Below are 11,358 nucleotides of genomic sequence, written 5' to 3' on the forward strand. Positions count from 1 at the left end.
CTTAGTCTCCTAAAGTAATGGTAATCTTTTTGGTTTTAGACAGGGCTTTTCCTGCCGCAACACTTTGTTTGGTCACAGTCCCTGACTTGCCACCTTTGTAAGTAATTTTAATGCCTTTCCATTTGGCAAATGTTTCAACATTCTTCTTGGTCCAACCATACATGTCTGGAAGTTCTGTGAAGTCATTAGTCATGATTAGGATCTGCTCATTAGCTTTAATATCAGCTTTTGCATCTACAGAAACCTTTTCAATCTTATTGCCAACGCCCAGAACAACCGGATGAATTAGGTTTTGGCGAAGAGTATTAGCTGTCTCTCCTGGTGTCTTACCAATGATATCACCAGTTTGATAGCTAGTCTCTTCAGTATTTCCACTCCCCTCAGAAACAGAAGTCTCCAAAGTAGCACCCATTGACATGGCTTCTTCTAAAACAGGGTTCACCACAGTCGCAAAGAAATTATTATCCCAGGTCTTAGGCTCTTGAACGGTCAAATACATGATGTATTCTGGATCATCAGAAGGAACCATGGCTACAACTGAGTTGAGAGTCTCGTTAGTCCCAACTTTATAGGTTCCTGTCTTTTCATCAGCCACTTGGGCTGTTCCTGACTTAACCGCAACATCATAGTTACCAACCTGAATGATTGGCGAACCTTCAGACTTGTTGTATAGGGTACCGAACTCTGGATCCGTACCGACAGAAATCATATAGTTACGGGTTTCAGATGCAGTCTGCTTGGAAACAGGTTTACCAATAACTTCTTTCTTGGCTGTACGAACAGTACCTTGATTAGTATCGGCAACTTGTTTAATAAATTGAGGCTCTAACATAATACCATTGTTAGAGATTGCGGTAAAGGCTCGGAGCATTTGGACTTGAGTTACTGAAATCCCTTGTCCAAAAGATGATTGGGCAATATTAACTGAGTTTCGAGAGACAATCCCTGAAGACTCACCAACCATCCCAAAGCGGGTTGGAAGTCCAAATTTGTATAGCGATAGGTAGTTAGACCAGACTTTGTCTCCCATGTCTTGTTCCAGCATGGTCATACCAACATTACTTGAATATGAAAATCCTTGTGCAAATGACATCGTTCGACCTGTTGAAACACCTTCATTGATTGACCAGTCATTGATTTCAACATCATCAACCTTAATACCATTAGCGTTACTGTAGGTTGCATTCGGGTTGAAACTTCCATTATTGATAGCTGCTGACAAGAGCATCACTTTCATGGTTGACCCTGGCTCATACTGAGCTTCATAGAGGCGGTTGACCCAGTCGTAACCTTTTTTAGTCTGTCCTTCTAGCGTATCCGAGTTATAGGTTGGACGTTGTGTCGTTGCAAGGATTTCACCTGTTTTCGCATTGACAACTGTTGCTGAAGCATTTACACCTTTGGTCTGCTCCATAAACGTATCCATCTGCGTTTCTAGGAAGGTCTGAAGGGGGGCCGACAATGTCGTATAGATATTCTTACCATCGATAGCTTCTTTAGTAATCGTTTCCGTTCCAAGAAGGGTATTACCGTCCTTGTCCTTCTCATAGATAGCTTCGCCATCTTTACCTGTCAAAAGGCTATTCAGCGAACGCTCTAAACCTGTTTGACCGACCAATGAATACGAACCGTCTTTTTTATTTTCAACAGCTTCGGCACGGCCAAGAAACTCTGAAGCAAAGGTTCCATTAGGATACATACGGGAGGTTGTCGCTTCAAATGCCATCCCCTTAATACCTGCATCCTTAAAAGTCTTTTCTAGGTCCTCTTTGACAGAGTAGGTGATTCCTTTTCCTTTTAGTCCAAAGGATACTTGATAGGCACCCTTGGTACGCAATTGAGCCAAAGCATCACTCTTTTCAATTCCTAGCTTGTCTTTCAAAATATCGGCAACCTTATCAAACTGACTATCTTGGACATAGAGTTTTTCCCGAGTTGCTGACACATAGCTGGTTGATACAATAGCATAAATGGAATAACTGGTTGAATCCTCAGCCAAAACATTTCCATTTCGGTCATAAATCGTCCCACGCTTGGCCGCCACTGTGGTTTTCGTATTATAAGACTTAGCAGCCTGTGTTGACAAATCAACACCAAACTTACTATCGGTCCCAATAATTACCACAAAGTTGATAATAAAAACAAAAAAGATAAAAATGCTGAGAACCATCAGGTTCTGACCAACATGCTGTCGGTTTTGGGCTGGCTTTTTCCTATCCCTTACGACATAGTTTAGAAATAAATGTTTAAGTTTTTTAAGTCTGTTCATTGGCTATTTCACACTCTTAATACTATCGTTATTAATAGACAGTCCTGCCTTAGTGGCAATCTCTTTGATACGATCAGAGTTAGTTAACTCATTTACTGCCTGCTTAGCATTGTTAAGCTCTGTCTTTTCGTCACTAATCTTGCGATTAAGTTCTGTGATTTGTTGCTTGATAGCCTGATTACGCCCTTGTAGAAATACAACAGCGATACTCATCACAATAGCTGTCAAAACAATTGCCGAATAGAAGGCCTTTTCCATACGTGTCATAAAACGAATATGGTTTCTAATAGCCCTATTAACAATCTGACGTTCCTGATTTTCCATAGTTACTTCCTGATTTTTTTAGCCACACGCAATTTAGCAGAGTGCGAGCGATTATTGGCTTCTAATTCTTCCTGACTAGGTAGGATAGGCTTGCGATTAACCAGAGCTACCTTCGGTTGTAAGTCTTCGGGAATAAAAGGTAAGCCTTTAGGTACATCTACCGTGCTAGCTTCCTTGAAAAGTTGCTTAGTCAACCGGTCTTCCAAAGAATGGAAGGTAATCACCGAAATGCGACCATCCACAGCTAGGAGATCCAAAGCCTCCTGAATAGATTCATCCGCAGCACCAAGTTCATCGTTCACTTCGATTCGAATAGCTTGGAAAATTTGCTTGGCTGGATGGCCCTTCTTCTTCAATTCCTTAGCAGGCTTAGCTGATTTAATGATTTCTGCCAGTTCCGTCGTGGTCTCAATTGGTTTAACCTGACGAGCCTGTTCAATTTTACGTGCAATTTGTTTAGAGAACTTGTCCTCACCATACTTGAAGAAAATGCGCACCAAATCGATGTAAGGATAGGTATTGACCACCTCATAAGCAGTCAAGCTCGCCTCCTCATTCATACGCATATCCAGCTTGGCATCCTGTTTATAGGAGAAACCACGCTCACGCTCATCCAACTGTGGGCTAGACACACCCAAGTCATAGAGAATGCCATCAATTTCAGACACTCCCAGAGCTTCAAGGTTAGATCTGAGGTTACGGAAATTATCCTTAATGAAAGTCACCATTCCCTTATCAATATAGTCCTTGAGACGCACTTGAGCATTATCAATAGCCTTTTGATCCTGATCAAAACAGTACAAATGACCCTTTTCAGACAATTGTGACAATAGATAAGACGAATGTCCTGCGCCACCCAAGGTCGCATCAACATAGATGCCATCGGGCTTGATATCAAGCATATCAACAGTTTCGTGTAAAAGAACGGTTACATGGTGAAATTCATTAGTCATAACTTTTATTATAGCACAAGGATGGAGAAATTGTCTCGTTCTGTAAGTTAACAGGATAGTAAAAAAGCCAGACCTGTGGTCTGGCTTGATGATTGATAGATCGGTTCTCGAAAATCAGTCAACTCTGTAAAAATAACTTTCCTCAGATGGCTTACCATTAGTCGCTAAAATTCGGTCCTTACTGTTATCTCCCGCATCACTTCCATCGCTAACTCCTTTAGGACAAAGCTCAATTGGGGTATTACCTGTTGGAATGGAATCAACATAAGTTATACTATATATTCCAGACACATATTGATTGGATGAGACTTTGTCGATAGGGTAAGTAGAACCCCAGAGATTCAACTGTCCATCCGAAGTAATGGTGATAGTCTGTCCATTTGAAGATTTCCATGTTCCTACAGCTGATTTATAGTTGCCATTTTTGAGTTCATCAGGCTTGAGAGCTGTTGAACTTGTTTGAGTTTGTGACGCTGCGCTAGATTCAGTAGAGGCACTGCTCAGGTCCTTCCAACCCCAATTAGAGAGATCAACCTCATCTGCACCAGAATCACTGTCATCTTTTACAAGAGACTGGCCATCACTACTAAAGTGGTAACCTGAACCACCGCCTACTGTTGCACCGGCACTACCATAGTAGCTAAAGGTGTTATCCATGAGGTAGGCCAATGTCATACGCTCACCCAACATGCCCAGTTGTGGACCTTCTGTCAGACGAATAACCTGACCACTATCCTTAGAGATAGTGTAAATATCCGTAATCACATGTTCTTTAAAGAGTTTACCTGGCTTAAAAGCAAGAATCAACTCATCAACCCCATTACCATCCAAATCACGGTAAGTATAGACCGTTGAAGCAGGACTTATTTGAGAATTAGCATAGGTCACCACCAAAGGATTAATTGAAGCGTCAGTTTGATTGTCAGCTACAGCTGTTTGGTACTTGCTGTATGATATCATCATAAGCAGAGGTATCTACTTTTTTCTCTTGACTAGAGCTTGAGCTAGAGCTTTCACTACTACTTGATTGTGACTGTTCTACTGATGATGAAGAATTGGTAGATGATAAATGATTAGACTGATTTGAACAAGCAGCCAATAGGGCTAGACTAGGCTAGATAATCCTGTTACTAATACTAAAACTTTATTTTTCATTGCTGATCCTAAATTCCTTTTCTCTTACCCTTATTCTGTTGTCCCAGAGCTAATATCTGAGCCGTAGGCAGGGTCTGTATAGCTTGAGGTCTCACTATTTGAGTCGGTATCAGTTGTTGGAGGGGCATAATTATACTGTGGTGCTTGGTAAGTTCCTTGAGCTGAGGAAGGAGCCGGTGTAACCGTAGTCGTTGTGGCTGCCTGTGCCTGACTAGCTGCTACAGATGTCGTGCTAGAGCTTGACAACTCGCTAGACGTTGATGTTGACGATGACGAGCTAGAGCTAGATGATTTAGAGGGAGCCTTAGCTTTTGATGACGACTGTTTGGTGCTGACTCTCACTCCTACCTCGGCATGATGATGAGTAGGACGGAAAAAGACAATAGCCAAAGCCAATAAAAGAGCTGGTAGGGTAAATGCCAAAATAAGGTAACGTTTTTCTTTTAAGTGACGAAATAGTTTCATAAGTTATTCACATTTCTTAAATTATATTTTAGTGTTGATTAATCTCAGATAAGATTATATCAGAAATATTAAAATGTGCAACATTGACATAAAGCTTTTTGACATCAGAGAAACCAACTCTTTGAGTCGGTTGATTGTCGTTATTGTTGTGGATTATTGAAGTTGTTGAATGGCATTCTACTTTTGTTGGTTGACAGAACAAAATTAAAAGTACAATCCCACCTATCCCCACGGCAAATCGGAAGAAAATAAAAGCCCAGTGATAACCAGCATCACGCAAACGACGGACTTGGATTGCAGTAAATGGTAATACAACAGCAAGACCATATATTAACATAGCTAATATCAGTAAGATTGCAATAGTACCTAGTGGACCGGCCACACTACCATCATTAGCACCTATAAATATACCTGCTAAAATCTCTACAGCGAAAATGACTAAAATATTTGCTAACACCGCAAACCAATAATCTGAGTGGCTTGAACGTCCTTCAAAATCTACATAGCCCCTCCAATATTTTTTATAAGCTTTAAACATCACCAAAGCTCCTCATTTTTGATACCCCCAATATATCAGAAGCTTCTTACTCTAGCAAATAGACCAAAAAAGCCCCATGAGGAGCTTTTTTGTTTATTCTCTAATTTGTCCTTGGCCATTAATATAGAACTTGGTTGAAGTTAGGGCCTCAAGTCCCATTGGACCACGGGCGTGCATTTTTTGGGTTGAGATTCCGATTTCAGCCCCCAATCCAAAGACGAAGCCGTCTGTGAAGCGGGTTGAGGCATTGACATAGACCGCTGCAGCGTCTACGTCGTCTTGGAATTGCTCCGCACGACTGATATCCTGAGTCACGATAGCCTCTGAATGCGATGTCGTGTAAGTATTAATCCAATCAATGGCCTCATCAAGGCTGTCTACCACTTTGACAGACATGATATAGTCAAGAAATTCTGTCGCAAAATCTTCTGGTGAAGCTGGTACAGCTTTTTCCATGAGTTTCAGAGCCGTTTCATCTGCACGGAACTCAACAGCTTGAACTTTTGAAATAGCTTTTTCCAAGTTAGGCAAGAAGTCTTCCGCAATATCAGCATGAACAACGAGAGATTCTGCAGCATTACACACACTTGGTCGTTGGGTCTTAGCATTGATGACAATCTGTGTCGCCATATCTAAGTTAGCATATTTATCCACATAAATATGACAGTTACCAACACCCGTTTCGATGACAGGAACCTTGGCTTTTTCTTTAACCGTTTGGATGAGACGAGCTCCACCACGAGGAATGAGCAAGTCAACATACTTGGTCGCCGCCATGAGTTCCTCGGCTACCTCATGAGAGGTATCTTCAACCAGTTGAACAGCATCTGCTGTAATTCCTGCATTTTCCAAAGCTTTACGAGCTACCGCCACCAAAGCTTTATTGGAATTGATAGCATCACGTCCTCCACGAAGAATAATGGCATTATTAGTTTTAAAGGCAAGGCTAAAAGCATCGATTGAAACATTAGGACGGCTCTCAAAAATCATAGCGATAACACCCATGGGAACACGCTTTTGAACGATTTTGAGCCCATCCAGATTCGTATAGCCACGAACCACTTGACCGATGGGATCTTGGAGATCTGCGACCTGACGGACACCTTCGGCAATTCCTGCGATACGATCTTCCGTTAGGAGCAAGCGGTCTTGCATGATTTCGGAGATACCATTTTCCTTGGCATTGGCCATATCCTTAGCATTTTCAGTGATAATATAGTCACTCTCAGCTACTAGAGCTTTTGCTACCTGATTTAAAAGGTCGTTTTTAGCTGCTGTTGATAATTTAGCAATCTGACGACCTGCCACCTTGGCCTGTTGGCCTAGTGTATCGATATATGTCATATTAGTCCTCCTGTTTAAAGAGTGTACCGATTTTGGCTCCTTCTAGGACACGAAGAATGTCACGTGGATTTTCACCATTCATTAAAACCATTTGGCTTTGATTTTCAAAAACCATCTGAGCTGACTTAATTTTACTCATCATACCACCCGTGCCAAATTTACTACCAGCACCACCAGCTGAGGCTAGAATTTCCTCGGTAATCTCTGGTACATAGCTTCGAAGGGTTGCATCCTCATAGACATTTGGGTTCTTATCAAAGAGCCCATCAATATCTGACAACATGATAAGTAAGTCCGCACCAACAACCTTAGCTACGATAGCCGACAAGCGATCATTGTCTCCAAACTTAGTTGCATGATCCATTTCATCTACGCTGACAGCATCATTTTCATTAACAACTGGAATAACTCCAAGCTCAAAGAGACTTTCAAAGGCATTGATGGCGTTGGCCAAACTCTCGGGGTACTCGACCACATCACGGGTCAAAAGCAACTGAGATACCTTGGTTTGATAATGTGAAAAGACCTGAGAATATAGGCTCATCATAGCCACCTGTCCTACACTTGAGACAGCTTGTTGCTTACCGACTTCAGCCGGTCGCTTGTCTAGGTCTAAGACATTGAGCCCGAAGCCCATGGCTCCAGAGGATACGAGGACAACCTCAATCCCTTTATTGTGTAAGCTAGAAATAACAAAAGCTAGCTGATCGATTTTTTCAAGATTAATTTTCCCTGATGGCAAAACCAGAGAGCTGGTCCCGATTTTGATAACTAGGCGTTTTACTGAGTCAAAATTTCGTTTCATGTTTATGATTATACACTAAATTCTTGTATTTTAACATATATAATGCATAACTTTAAATAACCAACATCATCATCAAAAAAAGAATCCCTCCAATCGGAGAGACTCTTTAAACAGTTTGTTTTAGGCAAACAACATGGCTCTAATACGTTTCCAACGTCTGCGATCAACAAAGAGATAAACGATTAAGGCAATTAAAGCTATAAGCCCAGATACTATAGTATTGACTACTAGGGCAATCCAGAACTTACTTGCAAAGAAGACCACACCACCCAGCAAGGCTGCAATAAAAATGGTAAGGACAAAGATACCCATATAAAGCCACTGGCCGCCACCTCGATTGAAGAGCTGGGTAACTTCCTGCCAATTCACTTCCAACAATTTAAGGTCACGTTCAAAGAAATAGCCACCTGCAAGATAGGTTGTCACAAGGAAACCAATGATGAAACTCAGTACTAAAACCGGATGGAGATGTGCAAGGAATATTAAACCAAGTCCTCCTAATAAGAGGGAAACACTGACTTGCAAGCCATAGAAAATCCAAAACTTTTGACGAAGATAGTCACCCATATTGATTGGCAAGCTACGAATAAAGTCAAAGTTTGTTCCCTCTAAGGAAGTTGCTACACCAAGAAAACTTGTTGGTTGAGCTGAAAAGAAACCAAAGGCAATTCCGACCAAAAGCAGGAGTCCGAAATAGTCTGGACCCAGATCTTTCAAAAAGACCGCACCCCCACCTAGCATGATCATATATAAGACTGGTACCACATAGGTATTGATAATGAGGGTTGAATTCCCCAAAGTAGATAAATGATGGCGAACCAAGACCTGTCTTTGGCTTCGGGTAACAGCTTTGGCCTGAGGCTTTCTAGCCTTCTGGTTATAAATGGCTTCGTGGAAATAACGAGGCATTCTGACTTTATAAAACCAATAGCCCAAGATAAGCACTAAGATAAGAGGAAGATAGAAATTTAGCAGAGCCTCTGGAGATAGAGGGGCAGCTACGACATCATAGTAACCTCTTAGATAAGGCAACAAGGGAAAATTGACATGCCCAGCACCCTTAATATAACCATTAAGAAAACCAACCATCATGATAGGCAACATAATCAATATGGTCGACAGAGTCATCAGGATACTCGAATAGAGCTTTTGACGAGAGCTACGAACAATCATTGTCCCAATGCTATTAGCGAGAACTACTGACAGAACGAGATTGACAAAAAGACAAAGGATAAAGGCAAATAGACCTACAGGTATCCCAAGCGGCCCAATAAATTGCCAGTAAGCTAGAATCAAAAGACTAAGGATAGGTACCATGAAGCTCATACCAACCATAAAACCTGACAAGGTCTTGGCAAGGAAAACTTCTGATGGTTTCAAGGGGAGAGATAGATAGACCTTGCTATCTTTACTGTCATAAAAGGTACTATAGAGAGCCGTGAAGGTCTGGAGAAGTCCCATGATTGAAAATGTCAAGAGATATAGGGTTAAGACTCCAGGATTGGCCTTATAATCGATACCTACAAAAAGATAGCTATAGACAACCGTAAAAACAACTAGAATCAAGAGTTGTTGTCTAAGCATGGCATTAACGATGGAGAAATTAGCTTTTTTCTTTTTCTCCTGACGTTTCTGTAGGTTAGTTACTGCTTGAGGATTGGCGTAGAGGAGATTAATTTTAAAAAGCTCCCAAACATGGTTCCAGTTCATGACTATACCTCCTCAATCTTACGTCCAGCCATTTCCAGATAAATGGTTTCCAAATCCTTATCAGGGTACTGAGATTTCAGTTCAGCTAGAGACCCTTGGAAGATAAGTTTTCCTTTCTTCAAAATAGCAATCCGATCACAGAGCTGCTCAGCTACACTTAAAACGTGGGTTGAGAAAAGGACACTATTGCCTTCCTTGGCATGATGACGCATGGCTTCTTTCAAATCATAAGACGCCTGTGGATCCAGACCAGTTAAGGGCTCATCCAAAACCCAAATCTGTGGATTAACCAAAAGGGCACCGATGACAACAACCTTCTGACGCATACCGTGAGAGAAGGAAGAAATGAGGTTATATCGATTTTCAGTCAAGTCAAAGGTAGACATGAGATCAGTCAAACGTTCCTCGACTTGACTAGCTTCCAAATCATAGATACGTGTCAAAAAGTACCAATAGTCATTAGCAGTCAAATTTAGAAATAAGTCCGGCGAATCTGGCACATATGCTATTTTCTTCTTAATAGCATCACGATGTTGGCTAAGGGCCATATCATCGACGTAAACTTCTCCGTAGCTAGCTTCAATGATAGACGTCAAAATAGAAATAGTAGTAGTTTTACCAGCTCCGTTGTGACCAATCAAACCAAAGATTTCACCATCTCGAATCTCGAGATTAAGATCTGAGAGAGCATCTTTATCTTCATAACGTTTCGTTACATGTTCAAAGTGAATCATCTTTTATCCTTTCTTGAGAACCTATTTAACGATGGCCTCATTTTATAATTTATATTAGATTTTGAGTTAGAGTTGTTTCCTTATTTTTTATGAATAACGCTCTAAAAATACTGGAAATAGATTTAGATAAGGCTATTTCGTTACCTCTTCGTTTATTGTATCATTTTAAAGGTACAATTTCAAGAAAACGATTGCAAATACGAGACAATTTTGCATTCAGCCTTTGATAATGCTAAACTTATAGTATTTAGAACAAATAGGAGGAAAATCACTGGTGCCAACCGGAATTATCATCAATTCGCTATCAATTATCCTGGGAGGAATCGCTGGAGGACTCTTTGGCGACTATCTTAGAGAAGACTTCAAGGAGAACCTTAATCTCATATTCGGACTAGCCTCTATGGTTATGGGGATTAGTGCTATTATGAATATGGTTAATATGCCTGCGGTTATCTTCGCGGTGGTTATCGGTACTATCATCGGCCTCTTGCTAAAGTTTGGAAACCTCATCAACAAGGGAGCTGGACTTATGGAAAAAGGCCTGTCCAAGATTACACCAAGCAAGGAAACCGGACTGGCTCATGATGAATTCTATGCACAACTTCTGACAGTTATCGTCCTCTTTTGTGCGAGTGGGACAGGAATTTACGGGAGTCTTGAGTCTGGAATGACTGGTGATGCTTCTATCTTAATTTCTAAGTCTATCCTGGATTTCTTTACAGCCATGATTTTCTCTTGCAGTCTGGGCTACATCGTTTCCATGATTGCCATCCCACAATTTATCATTTTTTTCCTTCTCTTCTTGAGCGCTGGGTTCATTCTTCCTCTAACAACAAAAGCCATGATTGGTGACTTTAAGGCTTGTGGGGGCTTCCTCATGATTGCGACGGGATTTCGTATTATGAAACTGCGTCAATTCCCAACAGCAGATATGATTCCAGCCATGATTCTGGCTATGCCTATTTCCTGGGCTTGGGTTAATTGGATATTGCCTTTTCTTGGTTGAAATTACCATCGAAATAACGAAATACCGTTAGTACTTAACTCCTGGCGGTTTTGGT

The 11,358-nt window shown here is 41.2% G+C and carries 10 protein-coding genes and 1 pseudogene; 1 reads left to right on the forward strand and 10 read right to left on the reverse strand.

The genetic code is table 11. The annotated features are described in order from the left end of the window. Nucleotide 1: 1 nt before the first annotated feature. The 10 genes and pseudogenes from pbp2X to RDY04_RS06275 all read right to left on the reverse strand — a co-directional run bounded on the left by pbp2X (nt 2) and on the right by RDY04_RS06275 (nt 10,297). Nucleotides 2–2,269: a penicillin-binding protein PBP2X gene (gene pbp2X, locus RDY04_RS06230; protein WP_303949963.1), complete on the reverse strand. Its 2,268-nt coding sequence runs from the start codon at nt 2,267–2,269 to the stop codon at nt 2–4. A gap of 3 nt (nt 2,270–2,272) precedes the next feature. Further along, complete coding sequence (gene ftsL, locus RDY04_RS06235; RefSeq protein WP_303949965.1) at nt 2,273–2,593, reverse strand: cell division protein FtsL; 321 nt, start codon at nt 2,591–2,593, stop codon at nt 2,273–2,275. A gap of 2 nt (nt 2,594–2,595) precedes the next feature. Further along, nucleotides 2,596–3,546 carry a 16S rRNA (cytosine(1402)-N(4))-methyltransferase RsmH gene (gene rsmH / locus RDY04_RS06240; protein ID WP_303949966.1) on the reverse strand — a complete coding sequence of 317 codons (951 nt, stop codon included), beginning with the start codon at nt 3,544–3,546 and terminating at the stop codon, nt 2,596–2,598. A gap of 114 nt (nt 3,547–3,660) precedes the next feature. Continuing rightward, on the reverse strand, nt 3,661–4,509 hold the full coding sequence (locus tag RDY04_RS06245) for a hypothetical protein (protein ID WP_303949969.1): 849 nt from the start codon (nt 4,507–4,509) through the stop codon (nt 3,661–3,663). Nucleotides 4,510–4,731: 222 nt separating this feature from the next. Beyond that, the gene (locus RDY04_RS06250; protein ID WP_303949971.1) at nt 4,732–5,166 is read right to left on the reverse strand and encodes a Wzz/FepE/Etk N-terminal domain-containing protein; all 435 of its coding nucleotides are present in this window, start codon (nt 5,164–5,166) and stop codon (nt 4,732–4,734) included. A 140-nt stretch (nt 5,167–5,306) separates the two neighbouring features. Beyond that, nucleotides 5,307–5,704, reverse strand: a pseudogene (locus RDY04_RS06255) (DUF805 domain-containing protein). A 93-nt stretch (nt 5,705–5,797) separates the two neighbouring features. Further along, nucleotides 5,798–7,048 (reverse strand): glutamate-5-semialdehyde dehydrogenase, encoded by a 1,251-nt coding sequence (locus RDY04_RS06260; protein ID WP_303949973.1) that lies wholly within the window; start codon nt 7,046–7,048, stop codon nt 5,798–5,800. Between the two features lies 1 nt (nt 7,049). Beyond that, on the reverse strand, nt 7,050–7,853 hold the full coding sequence (gene proB / locus RDY04_RS06265) for a glutamate 5-kinase (RefSeq protein ID WP_247918484.1): 804 nt from the start codon (nt 7,851–7,853) through the stop codon (nt 7,050–7,052). Between the two features lie 120 nt (nt 7,854–7,973). Next, complete coding sequence (locus RDY04_RS06270; RefSeq protein ID WP_303949977.1) at nt 7,974–9,563, reverse strand: ABC transporter permease; 1,590 nt, start codon at nt 9,561–9,563, stop codon at nt 7,974–7,976. A 2-nt stretch (nt 9,564–9,565) separates the two neighbouring features. Next, on the reverse strand, nt 9,566–10,297 hold the full coding sequence (locus tag RDY04_RS06275; protein WP_295496888.1) for an ABC transporter ATP-binding protein: 732 nt from the start codon (nt 10,295–10,297) through the stop codon (nt 9,566–9,568). Between the two features lie 274 nt (nt 10,298–10,571). Here RDY04_RS06275 and RDY04_RS06280 point away from each other — a divergent pair, with 274 nt between their 5' ends. After that, nucleotides 10,572–11,303, forward strand: a complete 732-nt coding sequence (locus tag RDY04_RS06280; protein ID WP_303949980.1) for a DUF554 domain-containing protein — start codon at nt 10,572–10,574, stop codon at nt 11,301–11,303. Nucleotides 11,304–11,358 lie beyond the last annotated feature (55 nt).

Source organism: uncultured Streptococcus sp., assembly GCF_902463925.1.
Classification (GTDB): Bacteria; Bacillota; Bacilli; order Lactobacillales; family Streptococcaceae; genus Streptococcus.